15 protein-coding genes are annotated in these 17,059 nt (G+C 67.8%); 1 reads left to right on the plus strand and 14 read right to left on the minus strand.

Translation table 11 applies throughout. The features are described 5' to 3' along the window. Window positions 1-4 precede the first annotated feature (4 nt). The 7 genes from HNQ73_RS03075 to HNQ73_RS03105 form a co-directional block, all read right to left on the minus strand. On the minus strand, window positions 5-775 hold the full coding sequence (locus tag HNQ73_RS03075) for an isoprenyl transferase (protein ID WP_183332089.1): 771 nt from the start codon (window positions 773-775) through the stop codon (window positions 5-7). A gap of 63 nt (window positions 776-838) precedes the next feature. Beyond that, entirely contained in the window at window positions 839-1,399 is a 561-nt protein-coding gene (frr, locus tag HNQ73_RS03080; protein ID WP_183332091.1) for a ribosome recycling factor, read from the minus strand. A 100-nt stretch (window positions 1,400-1,499) separates the two neighbouring features. Further along, window positions 1,500-2,213, minus strand: a complete 714-nt coding sequence (pyrH, locus tag HNQ73_RS03085; protein ID WP_183332093.1) for a UMP kinase — start codon at window positions 2,211-2,213, stop codon at window positions 1,500-1,502. Between the two features lie 170 nt (window positions 2,214-2,383). After that, a complete protein-coding gene (gene tsf, locus HNQ73_RS03090) occupies window positions 2,384-3,301 on the minus strand; it encodes a translation elongation factor Ts (protein WP_183332095.1) in 918 nt (305 codons plus the stop codon). A 107-nt stretch (window positions 3,302-3,408) separates the two neighbouring features. Beyond that, window positions 3,409-4,413: a 30S ribosomal protein S2 gene (locus HNQ73_RS03095; RefSeq protein WP_183332097.1), complete on the minus strand. Its 1,005-nt coding sequence runs from the start codon at window positions 4,411-4,413 to the stop codon at window positions 3,409-3,411. A gap of 185 nt (window positions 4,414-4,598) precedes the next feature. Further along, window positions 4,599-8,060 (minus strand): DNA polymerase III subunit alpha, encoded by a 3,462-nt coding sequence (gene dnaE / locus HNQ73_RS03100; protein ID WP_183332098.1) that lies wholly within the window; start codon window positions 8,058-8,060, stop codon window positions 4,599-4,601. 500 nt (window positions 8,061-8,560) lie between these two features. Then, window positions 8,561-9,259: a CBS domain-containing protein gene (locus tag HNQ73_RS03105; protein WP_183332100.1), complete on the minus strand. Its 699-nt coding sequence runs from the start codon at window positions 9,257-9,259 to the stop codon at window positions 8,561-8,563. Window positions 9,260-9,552: 293 nt separating this feature from the next. Between HNQ73_RS03105 and HNQ73_RS03110 the strand changes: the two genes are divergently transcribed. Further along, entirely contained in the window at window positions 9,553-9,996 is a 444-nt protein-coding gene (locus tag HNQ73_RS03110) for a host attachment protein (protein ID WP_183332102.1), read from the plus strand. Between the two features lie 120 nt (window positions 9,997-10,116). Here the strand turns inward: HNQ73_RS03110 and HNQ73_RS03115 are convergent, their stop codons facing one another. From HNQ73_RS03115 to HNQ73_RS03145, 7 genes are all read right to left on the minus strand, one after another. Further along, the gene (locus HNQ73_RS03115) at window positions 10,117-10,809 is read right to left on the minus strand and encodes an ABC transporter ATP-binding protein (RefSeq protein ID WP_183332104.1); all 693 of its coding nucleotides are present in this window, start codon (window positions 10,807-10,809) and stop codon (window positions 10,117-10,119) included. A 6-nt stretch (window positions 10,810-10,815) separates the two neighbouring features. After that, window positions 10,816-12,096, minus strand: a complete 1,281-nt coding sequence (locus HNQ73_RS03120; protein ID WP_183332106.1) for a lipoprotein-releasing ABC transporter permease subunit — start codon at window positions 12,094-12,096, stop codon at window positions 10,816-10,818. 19 nt (window positions 12,097-12,115) lie between these two features. Beyond that, window positions 12,116-13,438: a proline--tRNA ligase gene (proS, locus tag HNQ73_RS03125; RefSeq protein WP_183332108.1), complete on the minus strand. Its 1,323-nt coding sequence runs from the start codon at window positions 13,436-13,438 to the stop codon at window positions 12,116-12,118. Window positions 13,439-13,865: 427 nt separating this feature from the next. Beyond that, window positions 13,866-14,096: a DUF1467 family protein gene (locus HNQ73_RS03130; RefSeq protein ID WP_183332110.1), complete on the minus strand. Its 231-nt coding sequence runs from the start codon at window positions 14,094-14,096 to the stop codon at window positions 13,866-13,868. A gap of 35 nt (window positions 14,097-14,131) precedes the next feature. Beyond that, on the minus strand, window positions 14,132-14,536 hold the full coding sequence (gene mce, locus HNQ73_RS03135; protein ID WP_183332112.1) for a methylmalonyl-CoA epimerase: 405 nt from the start codon (window positions 14,534-14,536) through the stop codon (window positions 14,132-14,134). Between the two features lie 29 nt (window positions 14,537-14,565). Continuing rightward, complete coding sequence (locus HNQ73_RS03140; protein ID WP_183332114.1) at window positions 14,566-16,239, minus strand: ribonuclease J; 1,674 nt, start codon at window positions 16,237-16,239, stop codon at window positions 14,566-14,568. Window positions 16,240-16,266: 27 nt separating this feature from the next. Continuing rightward, entirely contained in the window at window positions 16,267-17,052 is a 786-nt protein-coding gene (locus tag HNQ73_RS03145; protein WP_183332116.1) for a biotin--[acetyl-CoA-carboxylase] ligase, read from the minus strand. Between the last annotated feature and the right edge of the window lie 7 nt (window positions 17,053-17,059).

Here is a 17,059-nt window from a genome sequence, read left to right on the forward strand (position 1 = left end):
ACGCTCAGGAACTCGCCGACAGGCCGCCGTAGCGCCGCTCGCGCCGTGCGAACTCCGCGAGCGCCTCGTCGAACGTGGCCTCGTCGAAATCCGGCCACAGCACCGGCAGGAAGACGAGCTCGGCATAGGCCGCCTGCCAGAGCAGGAAGTTGGACAGGCGCTGCTCGCCCGAGGTGCGGATGATGAGGTCCGGATCCGGCACGCCCGCGAGGTCGAGACGGGCTGCGACAGCAGCGGAATCGATAGCCTCGGGCGCGAGGCGTCCGGCCAGAACATCCTCAGCGATGCGCCGCGCGGCTCGGACAATCTCCTGCCGCGAGCCGTAATTGAAGGCGACGACCAGCGTGAGGCCGGTGTTGTCGCGCGTGACGCTCTCCGCCTCCTCGAGCAAGGCCGTGATGTCGGGCTGGAGGTCCGCCCGCTCGCCGATGATGCGGACGCGGACGTTGGCCCGGTGCAGCTCGGCGAGATCGCGCCGCACGAAGAGCTTGAGAAGATTCATGAGGTCGGCGATCTCGCTCGCCGGCCGGCGCCAGTTCTCTGACGAGAAGCTGTAGATGGTAAGGTAGCGGATGCCCCGTGCCGCGGCAGCGCGCACGGTGCGGCGCACCGCCTCCACGCCGCGCCGGTGCCCTTCGGCGCGCGGCAGGTGGCGCTTCTGCGCCCAGCGGCCGTTGCCATCCATGATAATGGCGACATGGGTGGGAAGGCCGCCCCCGCCGGCCACAGCCCCCGCTACCTCCGCTGCCGTTGCCGGCTCGGTTACTACCGTCATCGACCTGTCCTCACGGCGCTATCGGCCAGACGTCGCACCGCGCGCCGCCCCCCTTCATGCAAGTCAGACCTGCATGATCTCCTTTTCCTTGGCGGCAAGGAGCTGGTCAATCTCGGCAATCGCCTGGTCGGTCGCCTTCTGGACGAGATCGGCCTCGCGGGCGTGATCGTCCTGGCTCATCTCGCCGTCCTTCTCGAGCTTCTTCAGCGTGTCGAGGCCGTCGCGGCGGACGTGGCGCACCGCGATGCGCGCCTCTTCCGCATACTTGTGTGCGACCTTGACCAGCTCCTTGCGGCGCTGCTCGTTCATCTCCGGAATGCGCAGGCGGATCACCTGCCCTTCCGTCTGCGGGTTGAGCCCGAGGTTAGATTCGCGGATGGCCTTCTCGACGGCCGAAACCATGCCGCGGTCCCACACCTGCACGCTCAGAAGGCGCGGCTCGGGGACGCTGATGGTCGCAACCTGGTTGAGCGGCATCATGCTGCCGTAGGCATCAACCTGGATGGGCTCGACCAGGCTGGCCGAGGCCCGCCCGGTGCGCAGTCCGCTCAGATCGTGCTTCAGGGACTGCACGGCGCCCTGCATTCGGCGCTTGATGTCGGCGAGGTCGTATGTCTGGCTCATTTTTTTGCTCGCTCCCTGCAAGATATCGCGGCGACGTTGAGCGCGCCGGAGCCTCCGGGTCAAGCCCCTCATCTCGGAACGGTGAACACGACAGTGCAAGTCACGCCGCGGGAGCGACGACCGTGGCCCGACCGCCGCCCTCGAGCACTGCGCCGATCGAGCCTGGCTCCTCAAGGGAGAATACGACGATGGTGAGCCCCGCTTCCCGCGCCAGCGCGAAGGCGGCAGTGTCCATCACCTTGAGATTGCGGGCGATGGCCTCGTCGTGTGTCAGGCGGTCGAAACGGGTGGCGTTCGGATCCTTCTTGGGGTCGGCCGAGTAGACGCCGTCGACATTCGTCGCCTTCATGAGCAGCGTACACGACAGCTCGGCCGCGCGCAGCGCCGCGCCGGTATCGGTCGTGAAATAGGGATTGCTGGTGCCGCCGCCAAGGATCACGACCTTGCCGTGGGCCATGTGATCGAGCGCGCGCTTGCGCGCGTAGCTTTCGCACAGCGAGGGCATGGGCACGGCCGACATGGCGCGCGCTGGCACCCCGGCGGCCTCGATGGCGTGCTCCAGCGCCAGGGCGTTCATGACGGTGCCGAGCATGCCGATGGAATCGGCGGTGGGACGGTCGAGTCCCTTGTTGAGGCCCTGCACGCCGCGGAAGAAGTTGCCGCCGCCCACGACGACGGCAATCTCGTGGCCGGCCCGGGCGGCCGTGGCGATGTCGTTGGCGAGCGCCGTCAGGGTTTCGCCATGGATGCCGGCCTTGTCCGGCCCTGCCAGTGCCTCACCCGACAGTTTGATCAGCGCTCGTTTACCCGACATCGTCCCATCAGCCTCCGCAAGCGCCTGCCCTGATCAGAGGATCCTGGCAGGCATCACAACATTCGTGACCGGGCAACCCGTCAGCGCCTTGTCCCGCCGGCGGGATGCCCGGCCGTCTCATCTTACAAAAACGGCGGCGCTTGGCGCCGCCGTTTCCGGGAACCTCGGCCTCAGCCGCCGACCGCCGCCGCCACCTCGGCGGCGAAGTCGGTTTCCTCTTTTTCGATGCCCTCACCGAGGCTGTAGCGCACAAAGCCCGTCAGCGAAACGGGGGCGCCCGCCTTGCCCTCTGCCTCCTTGAGCACCTGGGCAACCGTCTTCGACGGATCGTGGATGAAGGCCTGGTCGAGGAGGCAGACCTCCTTGTAGTAGGTCTTGAGGCCGCTCTCGACGATCTTCTCGATCACGTTGGCCGGCTTGCCGGCGTGCTTCTCCGAGAGAATCGCCTTCTCGCGCTCCACCGTCGCCGGGTCGAGGCCGGCCGGGTCGAGCGCCAGCGGGCTCGCCGCAGCGATGTGCATGGCGATCTGGCGGCCGAGCGTCGCGAGCTCCTTGGTCTTGCCCGTGGAGCTGAGGCCGACGAGCACGCCGATGCGGCCAAGGTTCTCGCCCGCGGCATTGTGGATGTAGGAGGCGACCACCCCCTGCGGCACAGAGATGCTGGCCGCGCGGCGCAGCGTCATGTTCTCGCCGATGGTCGCGATGGCGTTGGCGATGGCCTCCGCCACCGTGCCGCCGCCGGGATAGGCCGCGGCCTTGATGGCCTCGACGTCATCGCCGACCGTGAGGCCGACGCGCGCGATGTTGGCGGCGAGCGCCTGGAACTGGTCGTTGCGGGCAACGAAGTCGGTCTCGGCGTTTACCTCGACCACGACGCCCTTCGTGCCCTCGATGGCGACCGCAACGAGGCCCTCAGCCGCGACACGGCCGGACTTCTTGGCGGCCTTGGCGAGGCCCTTCTTGCGCAGCCAGTCGACCGCGGCCTCCACGTCGCCGTTGGTCTCCGCAAGCGCCGCCTTGCAGTCCATCATGCCCGCGCCGGTCTTGTCGCGGAGCTCCTTGACCATCGCTGCGGTGATATTAGCCATTTTGTCCTCACAATCGTCGATGCGGCACGGCCCGGCACCGAAGCGCCAGGCCGCACCATGTCCCGGACATCATCATGCCGCAGAAGCGGCACGGAATTGCGACGAGGTCACTCGGCCTCGATCAGCGTGCGGGCAAGCGCCACCCAGCCGTCGCGCGCGATGCGGCCGTTGAGCTTGAGCTCGGCGTCGAGCTTGGCGACATCGGCGTCGCTCATGGCGGCGATCTGCCAGTAGTGGAAGATGCCGGCCTCGTTCAACGTCTTCTCGAGCTGCGGGCCGACACCCGTGATCTTGGTCAGATCGTCGGGCGCGCCGCGCGGAGCGTCGAGCCGCTCGAAGGCCTCGCCAGCCTGCTCACCCTCGGCCGGCAGGTCCTCGACGAGCGGGGCCTCGGACTCGCCGAGGTCGATGCCGAGCTCGCCCTGGCTGCGCGAGATGCCGTCGATGGCCGCGCGCGCGACGAGGTCGCAATAGAGCGCGATAGCACGGCCAGCGTCGTCGTTGGCCGGCACGGGATAGGTGATGCCGTCGGGATCGCAGTTGGTGTCGACGATCGCGGCCACCGGAATGCCCAGGCGCTGCGCCTCCTTGATGGCGAGCTGCTCCTTGTTCGTGTCGATCACGAAGAGCAGGTTGGGCGTGCCGCCCATGTCCTTGATGCCGCCAAGGGCGCGCTCAAGCTTGTCGCGCTCGCGCGACAGCATCAGGCGCTCCTTCTTGGTGAGGCCCTGGGCGCCACCGGCGAGCATCTCGTCGAGCTTGCGCAGGCGCTGGATGGAGGCCGAGATCGTCTTCCAGTTGGTCAGCATGCCGCCGAGCCAGCGGGAGTTGACGTAGTACTGAGCCGAACGCTTGGCCGCATCGGCAACGGCCTCGGCAGCCTGGCGCTTGGTGCCGACCATGAGGACGCGGCCGCCAGCCGCCACCGTGTCGGAGATCGCCTGCAGCGCACGGTAGAGCGCCGGAACGGTCTGGGCCAGGTCGATGATGTGGATGCCGTTGCGGGTGCCGAAGATGTAGGGTTCCATCTTCGGGTTCCAACGGTGAGCCTGGTGACCGAAATGCGCGCCAGCCTCGAGCAGCTGACGCATCGTGAATTCAGGAAGCGCCATAACAGTTTTCTCCGGTTCAAACCTCCGCGGAGCTGCGGCCGGCGCAGGCCAGCCACCGGATGCTCTAGAGCGATCTCCGCGTGTGGGATGGCGGCGCTTATACGGGCGACGCGGCCGCGACGCAAGGCCTTGCCGCCTGCGATCCGTCGCAAAATTCGCAGGCGGTGTCCGAAGCCTGCGCCCCGCTATTGCAGCTCGACATGCACCACACCGGGCACCGCGCGCAGGGCGCCGGCAATCTGCGGCGTGGCGAGGTAGCGGCCCGGCAGGCGCAGCTCCACCTCGTGGGCGCTGTCGAGGATGAGCACCATCGACACTTCCCCTTCACCGCGCTGCTTCAGCCGTTCGGCGATGCTGGCGAGCGGCGTCTCGTCGCGCACGTAGATGCGCATGCCTTTCTGGTGCTGGGCAATGGCCTCGTCGAGAGGCTCGACGGACTGGATGCGGGCGCGCACGTCCTCGCCCTCGACAGAGGCCTGCACCACGAGCACCACCGCCCGCCCCGGCTCCAGGAAATCGCGGAATCGCTGCAACCCCTCCGAAAAGACGATGGCCTCGAACTGCCCCGTCTGGTCGGACAGCGTCACGATACCCATCTTGTTGCCGCTCTTGGTGCGGCGCTCTGTCCTGTCGAGCACCGTCGCGGCGAGGCGTCCCATCGTCGCCCCGGCCTTCACCGCCTTGGCAAAGTCCACCCACCGCTGCACCCGCAGCCGCCCCAGCATTTCCTCGTAGCCGTCGAGCGGGTGGCCGGAGAGGAAGAAGCCGACAGCGTCATACTCCTTCTGCAGCCGCACGGCGGGGGGCCACGGCTCGTAGGGCGGGATGCGCAGCGTCTCCGGCCCGGCGGCGAGACCGCCGAAGATGTCCGCCTGCCCGTCGCTGGCCGCCGCGGCCGTGCGCGCGGCGAGCGCCATCATGGCATCGATCGCCGCCGTGGCGCGCGCCCTGTCCGGCTCCAGCTCGTCGAAGGCGCCGGCCGCGATCAGCGCCTCCAGCGTGCGCTTGTTGACAAGCCGCGGGTTAATTCGAGAGGCAAAATCCGCAAGACCGGTGAAAGGCTTGTCTCCGCGAGCTGAGACGATGCTTTCAACGACCTGCCGCCCGACACCCTTGATGGCGGCGAGCGCGTAGCGGATGACGCCGGGCCCCTTGCCGTCGTGATCGACCTCGAAGGAGACGCCCGAGCGGTTGATGGACGGCGGCTCGACCCGGATGCCGAGCCGCTCGGCCTCGCGGCGGAATTCCGACAGCTTGTCCGTGTTGTCCATGTCGAGCGCCATGGACGCGGCCAGGAACTCGACCGTGTAGTTGGCCTTGAGATAGGCGGTCTGGTAGGCGACGAGGGCGTAGGCCGCGGCATGGCTCTTGTTGAAGCCGTAGTCGGCGAACTTCGCGAGAAGGTCGAAGATCTCGTCTGCAAGCTCCTTCGTCAGGCCGTTCTTCAGCGCGCCCTCGACGAAGCGTGCCCGCTGGGCGTCCATCTCGGACTTGATCTTCTTGCCCATGGCGCGGCGCAGCAGGTCAGCCTCGCCGAGCGAGTAGCCCGACAGAGCCTGGGCCACCTGCATCACCTGCTCCTGATAGATGATGATGCCGTAGGTTTCCTTGAGGATCGGCTCCAGCTTCGGGTGCAGGTACCACTTCTCCGGCGGCTCGCCCCGGCCGTGCTTGCGGTCGCAATAGACCGGGATGTTCGCCATCGGGCCCGGACGGTAGAGCGCGACGAGGGCGATGAGGTCTTCCAGCCGGTCGGCCCGCATGTCGACGAGGGCCTTGCGCATGCCCGCACTTTCCACCTGGAACACACCCACCGTCTCGCCGCGGCCCAGCAACTCGAAGGTCTTGCGGTCGTCGAGCGGGATGCGCGACAGGTCCAGATCAATGCCGCGCTGGCGCACGAAGTTCACCGCCGTCCTCAGCACCGTCAGCGTCTTGAGGCCGAGGAAGTCGAACTTCACGAGACCGGCCTGCTCCACCCACTTCATGTTGAACTGGGTGACACGCATACCGGAGCGCGGATCGCGGTAGAGCGGCACCAGCTCCTCGAGCGGCCTGTCACCGATCACGATGCCGGCAGCGTGGGTCGAGGCGTGACGGTGCAGCCCCTCCAGCTTCTCGGCGATGGCGAGCATGCGGCCGACGACCGGCTCTTCCTGGGCAGCGGCCTGCAAGCGCGGCTCGTCCTCGATGGCCTTCTTCAGCGTCACCGGATTGGCCGGGTTCTGCGGCACGAGCTTTGTGAGCTTGTCGACCTGGCCGTAGGGCATCTCCAGCACGCGGCCGACGTCGCGCATCACGCCACGGGCGAGCAAGGTGCCGAAGGTGATGATCTGCGCGACCCTGTCCTCGCCGTAGCGCTTCTGGACGTAGCCAATCACCTCCTCGCGCCGGTCCTGGCAGAAGTCGATGTCGAAGTCCGGCATCGACACGCGCTCGGGATTGAGGAAGCGCTCGAACAGCAGGCTGAAGCGCAGCGGGTCCAGGTCGGTGATGGTGAGCGCATAGGCGACGAGCGAGCCCGCGCCCGAGCCGCGCCCCGGCCCGACCGGAATGTCGTGCGCCTTGGCCCACTTGATGAAGTCCGACACGATGAGGAAGTAGCCAGGATACTTCATGCGCTCGATGACGGAGAGCTCGAACTCGAGCCGCACCTCATAGTCGGCCACCGTCAGGCCGGGAGCGGGGCCGTGCGCGTCAAGGCGGCGCTTCAGCCCCTCCACGGCCTGGCGGCGCAGCTCGGCCGCCTCGTCGCTCTCACCGCCGGCCTCGAACCGCGGCAGGATCGGCTTGCGCGTGCGGATGCGGTAGGCGCAGCGCATGGCGATCTCGACACTGGACGCCAGCGCCTCTGGCAAATCCGAAAACAGATCAACCATTTGCTGGCGTGTCTTGAAGTCGTGCTGCGGCGTCACGCGGCGCCTGTTCTCATCCGACAGGAGCCGCCCGGCCGCGATCGCCAGCAGCGCGTCGTGCGCCTCGTAGTCGTCCGGCGTGGCGAAGAAGGGCTCGTTGGTGGCGACGATGGGAACGCCGAGGTCGTAGGCAAGGCGCAGCAGCTCCGGCTCGGCGGCGGCCTGCTCGGGCAGGCCGTGGCGCTGCAGCTCCACATAGAGCCGCCCGTCGAAGGCACTGCGCAGGGTTTTGAGGCGCGCCTCGGCGGTTTCCGCCCGCCCCTCGCGCAAGGCCTGGTCGAGCGGCCCGCCGAAGCCGCCGGTCAGCGCGATAAGGCCCCGACTGTTGGCAAGGACCCGCTGTATGGGCACATGCGGCTTTTCGCTGGGGTCGGTATCAAGATAGGCCCAGCTCGTGAGCCGCATCAGGTTGCCGTAGCCCTCCTCGTCCTGCACCAGGAGCACGATGTGCGGGAACTCCCGGGCATGGGCGTTACGCTGGGTCGCGTCCGGCTCCTCGAAGGAGACCGAGAGCTGCACCCCGGCGATGGGCTGGATGCCGAGGCCCTTCATCTTCTCGGAGAACTCCAGCCCTCCGAAGAGATTGTTGGTGTCGGTCAGGGCGAGCGCCGGCATCTTGTCCGCCGTCGCCAGCTTGCCCAGCGCCGCGATGGTCAGGGCGCTCTCGAGCAGCGAATACGACGAATGCACGTGAAGGTGCACGAAACCGACGCTGCTCAGGATGTTGCCCATGGTTGGTTCCGTCCTCGTCCCTTCGGGGCCCTGCGACTCGGCCCGGACAGTGTCAGCGGGCACCGCAGTTTCACTCCCTCGCGATGCACCGTCGAGGGGCTGCGCGAGGGCTGTGGACGGCCTCCGCTCAGACCGGCGGAGCGCTGACGACCGTCGCCCAGACGCCGACCATGGCGACGAAAACACCGAGGGACGCGATCTCGACGAGCGAGGTGATGACGGCCTTGAGCATCTCTCTCTCCTCTTGTTCTTTTTATGTTCTCGTCTATTCGCGTTTTGTTCAAGCAATCCACGCATTCTGAGTCAACAAATGATTACCGCCGCGGAGGTCTGCGGCGGCCGAGGCACGCGGGATGAATTGTGAGGGCCTGCTGGCCGGCTCGGCGGGAGACGGCGAACCTGCACGGAGCGTTTCGCAAACGTGAGTCGCCGCCTCCGGCCGGAACGGTCCGGCAAGCCCCGCGAGGACCGGAGCCGCGGTTCCGCCCCGGCAGCCCTTGTCAGATCAGCCACTGCGTCAGGGGGCGCTGGACGCGCAGGCGCTCCGCAACCTCGGTGACACCGGGCTGGTTCTCCGCCAGCACCCGGATGGCGTCGCGCACGCGCTCGTCCTCCACGATGCCGTCAAGCTCGACCTTGCCGGCGTTGACGGCCACGTCCAGCGCGCCCTTTGAGGCCCAGCCCTGGCGGTCGACCTCATCGAGGATGCGCTGGCGGATCTCCATGTCCTCGGCCGTGGCCTGCGCCGCGTCCTCCAGCCGCCGTGCGAGAAGGCGCAGGAAGTTGGCCCGGCTCACGATACCGACAACCTTCCCGTCCCGCACGACGGGCAGCCGCTTGAAGCCGCGCCGCTCCATCAGCTCGACCGCGTCGGTGAGCGGCGCGTCGGGCGAGACGCTCTCTGGCGTGTTCGTCATCACGTCCGCCACCCGGCGGCCATGGCTGCGCACATAGTCTTCCGCGCGCGCCGCCGGGTCCATGAGGAAGATGAGCCAGCGCGGGCGCTGGTGCTCGGTGCCAGTCTCGGCCCGCCGCAGCAGGTCACGCTCGGTCACCATGCCGATGAGCCGCCCGTCACGGTCGACGACGGGCAGGCCGCTGATGCCGTGGTGCAGCATTAGTCGCGCCGCTTCGAGCACCGGCGTGTCTGGATAAACCGTCGCCGCGCCCAGGGTCATGATGTCGCCAACCTTCATCATCGCGCCTCCTCCTTCGTCTGCACCGTCTCCCGCCCGGCCGCGGCACCAGCGCCACACCGGCGGCATGTAGCGGTCATCAGGACAACGATCGGGCACGCCCTTTCGTTGCGCGCGCTGTCGCGGCACCCGGCCGGTCGCTGGCGCCGACAATGCCTGCTCGGCCCAGGGAGGGCATTGCGGCAGATCAACGGCGCCCGCCGCGGACGGATTCGGCGCCGCATTGCGGTCGATCAATGAACGCGCTCGTGAAGGCACGACTATCAGAGTGTCATTGATCGCCGTTGGAGTCTTCCATGCAGCTTTCCCTCCCCCACGATGCCCTCGTCGTCGTGTGCGATGCCCGCAGGGCGCTCTTCCTGCGCAACGAGGGTGACGAGGTCTTTCCAAACCTCAAGGTCGAACGGCATGCGGAGGCGCCGGAGCTTGGCTCCAATGCCGCGACGGGGATGGACCGGCCGGGCCGCACGCAGAACGTCGTGGGCCCGACAAGCGCCGTCGAGGCCGACCGGCAGCGCGAGGCCAAGGTGCATTTCGCAGAAGAGACGATACGGACACTGGAGACCCTGCACCGGCAGATGAACCCGCCCGGCCTCGTGCTGGTCGCGCCGCCGCGCATGCTGGCCGCCCTGCGCGAGTGCCTCGACGACGACATCCGAGCCACGCTGCTCGCCGAAGTTGACAAGGACCTGACGAAGCATCCCGTCTACGAGATCGAGCGACTGCTGACGAAGCAGTGAGCGCAGGCTGCTCAGGCCACCATGACGGCTACGGGGCCGTCCGCGCTGCGGGCGGCCTTTTCATGCCGGCGTCGGCCGTTGGCAGGCGGTGCGGGCAGAACCGGCAGCGTTCCCGAAGCCTCAATCGAGGCTGACGACGAGGCCGTCGCGGATGGTCACGCGCCGGTCCATCCGCGCCGCGAGGTCGAGGTTGTGTGTGGCGATGACGGCCGCGAGGCGCGAGGCGCGCACCAGGGCGACCAGCATGGAAAAGACGTAGTCCGACGTCCTGGGGTCGAGGTTCCCTGTCGGCTCGTCGGCGAGCAGCACCCGCGGCGCATTGGCCACGGCGCGCGCGATGGCGACGCGCTGCTGCTCGCCGCCGGAAAGCTCGGCCGGCCGATGGCGAAGGCGTTCCCCAAGGCCGAGGAAGCCGAGCACCTCGGCGGCACGGCTCTCCGCCTCCCGTCGCGGCAGGCCGCGGATGAGCTGCGGCAGCGCGACGTTCTCGAGCGCCGAGAACTCCGGCAGCAGGTGATGGAACTGGTAGACGAATCCGATGTCGAGCCGCCGCAGGCGCGTGCGGCCGGCGTCGTCGAGGCCTGTCGTCGGCTCGCCGCCCACATAGACCTCGCCGCCGTCGGGGCGCTCCAGAAGGCCGGCGATGTGCAGCAGCGTGGACTTGCCGCTGCCCGAGGGGGCGACCAGCGCGACGATCTCGCCGGGCCAGACGGCCAGATCAGCGCCGCGCAGAATGTGCAGCGTCGTCTCGCCCTGCACGTAGCGACGTTCAATCTTGGAGAGGAACAGGGCCGGCGTCTGTGGCATGGTCATGCCGGCTCACCCGTACCGAAGGGCCTCGACCGGGTCGAGGCGCGCCGCCCGCCAGCTTGGATAGAGCGTCGCCAGCAGCGAGAGGACGATGGCCATGACCACGACGGTCGTCACCTCGGCCGGGTCCACCTCGGCCGGCAGGCGGCTGAGAAAGTAGAGCTCGGCCGGGAAGAGGTTCGAGTTCGTGAGTTGCGAGAGGAAGCTGCGGATCCCCTCCACATTCCAGGCCAGCGTCAGGCCCAGGAGGAAGCCGGCGAACGTACCCACAATGCCAATGGACGCGCCGGTGATGAGGAAGACGCGCATCACCGCGCCGCGCGTCGCGCCCATGGTGCGCAGGATGGCGATGTCCTCGCTCTTGTCCTTCACCAGCATGATGAGGCCGGAGACGATGTTGAGCGCCGCCACGAGCACGATCAGCGTGAGGATGAGGAACATCACATTGCGCTCAACCTCCAGCGCGCCGAAGAAGGTGCGGTTCCGCTGCCGCCAGTCCGTGATCAGGATCGGCCGGCCGGCCGCCTCCTCGATCCGTGCCCGCATCGGCCCCACCTCGTCGGCATTGTCGAGGAACACCTCGATGACGCTGACGTCCCCGTCCCGGTTGAAATAGGCCTGCGCCTCGCTGAGCGGCATGTAGACGAAGGTGTTGTCGAACTCGGACATGCCGATCTCGAACACCGCCACGATGGGATAGGCCTTGATGCGCGGGGCCGTGCCGAAGGCGGTCGCGGCGCCGCGCGGCGATACGATGGTGAGGGAATCGCCGACCCGCAGGCCGAGATATTCGGCCATGCGCCGGCCGATGGCGACGCCGCCCTTCACGTCGAAATCGCGCAGGGTGCCCTGCCTGATGGTGTCGGCGATGAAGGGGATGCTGGCGATGTCGGCCTCGCGCACGCCGCGCACCAGGGCGCCGCCCGACGCAGCGGTGGAGGAGACGAGCGCCTGGCCCTCCACCATCGGCACGACAAGCTTTACGCCGTCGAGGGCCGAGAGCCGCTTGGCCACCTCGTCGTAGTCGGTCAGCGGCGAATCGATCGGCTGGATGAACATGTGGCCGTTCACGCCGACGATCTTGTCGAGCAGCTCCTTGCGGAAGCCGTTCATCACCGACATGACGACGATGAGCGTCGCGACCCCCAGCATGATGCCGAGGAAGGAAAAGCCAGCGATGACGGAAATGAAGCCCTCGCGCCGGCGCGCGCGCAGGTAGCGGGCCGCGAGCAGCCACTCGAAGAGCGCAAAGGGTCTCGTCGAACCGCTTTCGGCCGCGCGTGCGCTCATGCCGCTCCCCGCCCCGCCATCAGCCCGCGATCCGCGCCACGGCATCCTCGATGGACAGGAGCTGGCGCTCGCCCGTGGCGCGCCGCTTCAGCTCCACCTTGCCGTCGGCAAGGCTCTTGGGGCCCACGAGAATCTGCCACGGCATGCCGACGAGGTCGGCCGTCGCAAACTTGGCACCGGGGCGCTCGTCCCGGTCGTCGTAGAGCACGTCGATGCCACGCGTGGTAAGCGCATGGTACAGCCTGGCGCAGGCCTCGTCCGTCGCCGTGTCGCCGACCTTGATGTTGATGAGCGAAACGTCGAAGGGCGCGATGGGATCCGGCCAGATGATGCCGGCATCGTCGTGGCTCGCCTCGATGATGGCAGCGACGAGGCGCGACGGGCCGATGCCATAGGAGCCCATGTGCACGGGATGCTCCTTGCCATCGGGGCCGGTGACCGTCGCCTTCATCGGCAGGGAGTATTTCGTGCCGAAGTAGAAGATGTGGCCCACCTCGATGCCGCGCGCCGACACCTTCCGGTCGTCCGGAATGGCAGCGAAGGCGGCCTCGTCGTGCTTCTCGGAGGTCGCGGCATAGAGCGACGTCCATTTGTCGACGATCGCCTGCAGACCGGCGACGTCGTCGAAATCCGTGTCCGCCGACGGGATGGGAAAGTCGAGGAAGTCGCGGTGGCAGAACACCTCGCTCTCGCCCGTTGAGGCCAGGATGATGAACTCGTGGCTGAGGTCGCCGCCGATGGGCCCCGTGTCGGCCCGCATCGGAATGGCCTTGAGGCCGAGCCGGGCGAAGGTACGCAGATAGGCCACGAACATCTTGTTGTAGGAGTGGCGCGCGCCCGCCTGGTCGATGTCGAAGGAATAGGCGTCCTTCATCAGGAACTCGCGCGAGCGCATGGTGCCGAAACGCGGGCGGATCTCGTCCCGGAACTTCCACTGGATGTGGTAGAGGTTAAGCGGCAGGTCCTTGTACGAGCGCACATAGGACCGGAAGATGTCCGTGATCATCTCCTCATTCGTCGGCCCGTAGAGCATCTCGCGCTCATGCCGGTCGGTGATGCGCAGCATCTCCTTGCCGTAGGCGTCGTAGCGGCCCGACTCACGCCACAGTTCGGCGGACTGGATCGTCGGCATCAGCAGCTCGATGGCCCCGGAGCGATTCTGCTCCTCGCGCACGATTGCCGAAATTTTGGTCAGAACCCGGTGGCCGATCGGCAGCCAGGCATAGATGCCAGCCGATTGCTGCCGGATGAGCCCCGCCCGCAGCATCAGGCGATGGGAGACGATCTCCGCTTCTTTGGGGTCTTCACGGAGCGTGGGCAGGAAATAGCGGCTGAGACGCATGAGACAACGGCAACCGGGCTTGTGTGGAAGGGAGCGAGTCGTTTGCTGAGACAACACTGCCGCACGGCAAAAGACAAGGCTGGCTTTGCGAATCGCCGCCCGCACCTTCGGCTTTCGGCATGCGTATGACGGCGGCATGCAAAAAATGCGGGCAGCCTCTGCACAAATGGGTGACAAGTGCCGCACGATGGACTATGCATTTGATGCCGATCGAAAGTCCCTGCCACCATCCACAGAGCGGGGAATTGCGGTCCAGGTCTCGGGAGGAAGCCCAAAACAGCGCCGAGAGGTGCGGGAGCACCCCACTGTTCCGAATGAACAGGCGTTTCGGGTTCGAGAAGAAACTCCTACAGCAAGGCGGTCAGCCTTGCTTTTTTGTTGGAACATACGGTTTCAAGCGCAACCAACTGCGCCGGACCGCTTCCCCTCAGAATTCGATCATCGCCAGAGCAACCTTCACGACGCCCAGGATGATGGCCGACACGACGGTCGTCGCCAGCGCCTTCTTGAGAAGCTGGGGCTTCACCGGCGCGCCGGGCTCCGTGCCGCTCGTCACCTCGCCCGACTCCGCCTGGCTGCGCACGCCGAAGGGCAGTACCGCGAAGAGCACCGTCCACCAGATGATGAAATAGAGGGCCAGCCAGGTCACGATCGTCATCGGTCTACTCGCTGCAGACGGTTGGAAGCGGCCGGTCAGGCCTGCTCCAGCTCCACGAGCGTCCCGCAGAAATCCTTGGGGTGGAGGAAGAGCACGGGCTTGCCGTGCGCACCGATCTTCGGTTCGCCGCCGCCCAGCACGCGAGCCCCCTTCTCCACCAGATGGTCGCGCGCGGCAATGATGTCGTCCACCTCGTAGCAGACGTGGTGGATGCCGCCGTCGGCATTGCGCTCAAGGAAGCGGGCGATGGGCGAATCGGCTCCCAGAGGCTCGAGCAGCTCGATCTTGGTGTTCGGCAGCTCGACAAAGACCGTGGTCACGCCGTGCTCGGGCTGCTGCACGGCCGGCGACACGCGCGCCCCGAGGGTGTCGCGATAGACGGCACAGGCCTTCTCGAGATCACGGACGGCAATGGCGACGTGGTTGAGGCGGCCGATCATGAGGCTCTCCCGGCTGACGGACCTCCACGTCATACGACGATCACATGCACATGGCACGTTGGCTTTTTGCCCCAGGCATGGCGCACTTCTGCGCGCACCGCCCGCTCCACGGCGCTCGCCACCGTATCGGGGTCGCGCCGGCGCGCCTTGGGCAGCCCGTCGAGGACATCGGCCACGGCATCGCTGACGAGCTCGTGCATCGGCTCGCCCTCACGCGTCGCCGAAGGCAGGCCGGTGAGTTCCACCTGCGCGTCGCCCCGGATCTCCCCCTTGTCGTCGAGGGCGATGGCGACGGACACGATGCCGGCAAAGGCAAGCTTGCGGCGCTCGCCGATGGTGGGCTCGCCCGCATTGATGACGATGTCGCCATCCTTGTAGAGACGGCCGACGGGCACGTCGTCCACCACGGACGGCTTGCCGGGCGCGAGCTGCACCATCTCGCCGTTCATGGCCCGCACCACGGTGCCGATGCCCTCGGCGCGCGCAAACCTGGCCTGCTCGGCAAGGTGCAGGGCCTCGCCGTGGGCCGGCACGAGCACCTTCGGCCGCACCCAGCGATACATGGCGGCGAGCTCGCCCCGGCGCGGGTGGCCGGAGACGTGGACGAGCGCCTCCCGATCCGTGATCACCTCGATGCCGCGCGCCACGAGATTGTTGATGATGCGGCCGACGGCCTTCTCGTTGCCCGGGATGGTGCGCGAGGAGAACACCACCCGGTCTCCGGCCGAAAGCGCGATGTCGGGATGCTCGTCGTTTGCCACGCGGGCGAGCGCCGCCCGCGGCTCGCCCTGGCTGCCCGTAAGCAGCGCCACCACCTTGTTGCGCGGCAGGTAGCCGTAGGTCTCGGCGGAGCGGAAGGGCGGCAGGCCGGCAAGGTAGCCCCGTTCCGTCGCAACGTCGATGACGCGGTCCATCGCCCGGCCAACCACCACGACCTCGCGGCCGCAGGCCGCTGCTGCCTCGGCCACGGCGCGCAGGCGTGCGACGTTGGAGGCGAAGGTCGTCACCGCAACGCGCTCCGGCGCCTCGCGGATGAGATCGACCAGCGTCCTGGCGACATCGGCCTCGCTGGGGCTGATGCCGTCGCGCAGCACGTTCGTGGAATCGCAGACGAGGGCGAGCACGCCCTCGTCGCCGATCTCGATCAGGCGCTTCTCGTCCGTGGCCCGGCCCACGCCGGGATGGGGATCGAGCTTCCAGTCGCCCGTGTGAACGACGGTGCCGAGCGGCGTGCGGATGGCGAGGGCGTTCGATTCCGGGATCGAATGGCCAACAGCCACGAACTCGATGTCGAAGGGGCCGAGAGTGACACGACCGCCCTGCTCCACCACCGTCAGCGGGATCTTGGGCGCCCCCGGCTCGCCGAGCCGCCGGACTTCCAGCAGGCCGGCCGCGAAAGGTGTGCACACGACGGGCACGCGCAGCCGCGGCCACAGCTCGGCCAGGCCGCCGATATGGTCCTCGTGCGCGTGGGTGATGACGATGCCGACGAGATTGTCCCGCTCCTCCTCAAGGAAGCGGATGTCGGGAAAGATGAGGTCAACGCCCGGCACATCCTCGCCCGCGAAGGCGATGCCGCAATCGACGAGCAGCCATTTGCGCCGGCGCGCGGGCCCAAAACCGTAGAGACCGGCGTTCATGCCGATCTCGCCGAGCCCGCCAAGCGCTACGAATACGAGGCCGTCGTCATCGCGTGAGGCCATACCCTCTCAATCCTCCTAGGTCGCATCTCAGGATGCCGTGTCCGAGAGACCCAGATAGAGGTCTCCCGCGTCAATCGTCCGCCGTCCGTCCGGGCCGTCGAGCAGCAGCCGGCCGGCGGCGTCGAGCCCCGCAAAGGTGCCCGTGAGTTCGCCGCCGGGCAAGCGCACCCGGGCTCGCCCGCCGATGCCGGCGGCGCGGGAAAGCCAGGCTTCGCGCGTCCGCGCGAAGCCGCGCCCCCTTTCCCACTGCGCCAGCCTGTCGGCGAAGCTCGACGACAATGCCCGGAAAACCTCGCCTACGTCCACCGCCCCCACTGCCTCGGCGAGGCATCGGGCCGGATAGGGTGTATCCGTCGGCTTGTGGGCAACGTTGAGGCCCATGCCGATGACGACGGCGAAGCACATGTCCGGCCCGATCCTGTGTCCCTCGAGGATGAGGCCGGACAGCTTGCCGCCGTCCATCAGGAGGTCGTTGGGCCACTTGAGCGCCAGCCGCGGCGCGGTGAGCCCGGTGACGCCCGCCACGGCGTCATGGAGGGCCAGCCCCGCGACGAAACCGAGCTGCGGCGCCGCCGGTGGCTCGCACGGTTCCCTCAGGACGAGGCTGGCGTAAAGGTTGCCGGGCGGCGACGCCCACTGTCGGCCGTGACGCCCCCGCCCCTTCGTCTGCTCCCGCGCCACCACCCAGAGTCGGTCCGCCCCACGCGACACGGCCTGCTCCAAGGCCACGTCGTTGGTCGAGGCGGTGGTCGCCAGCACCACGACGTCGAAGCCGGCCTTGCGTGCCTCCTGCGAGATGGTCCCGCTTTCCACGTCCCTG

Origin of the sequence: Chelatococcus composti, assembly GCF_014201415.1 — a bacterium.
In the GTDB taxonomy this organism is placed as follows: Bacteria; Pseudomonadota; Alphaproteobacteria; order Rhizobiales; family Beijerinckiaceae; genus Chelatococcus_A; species Chelatococcus_A composti.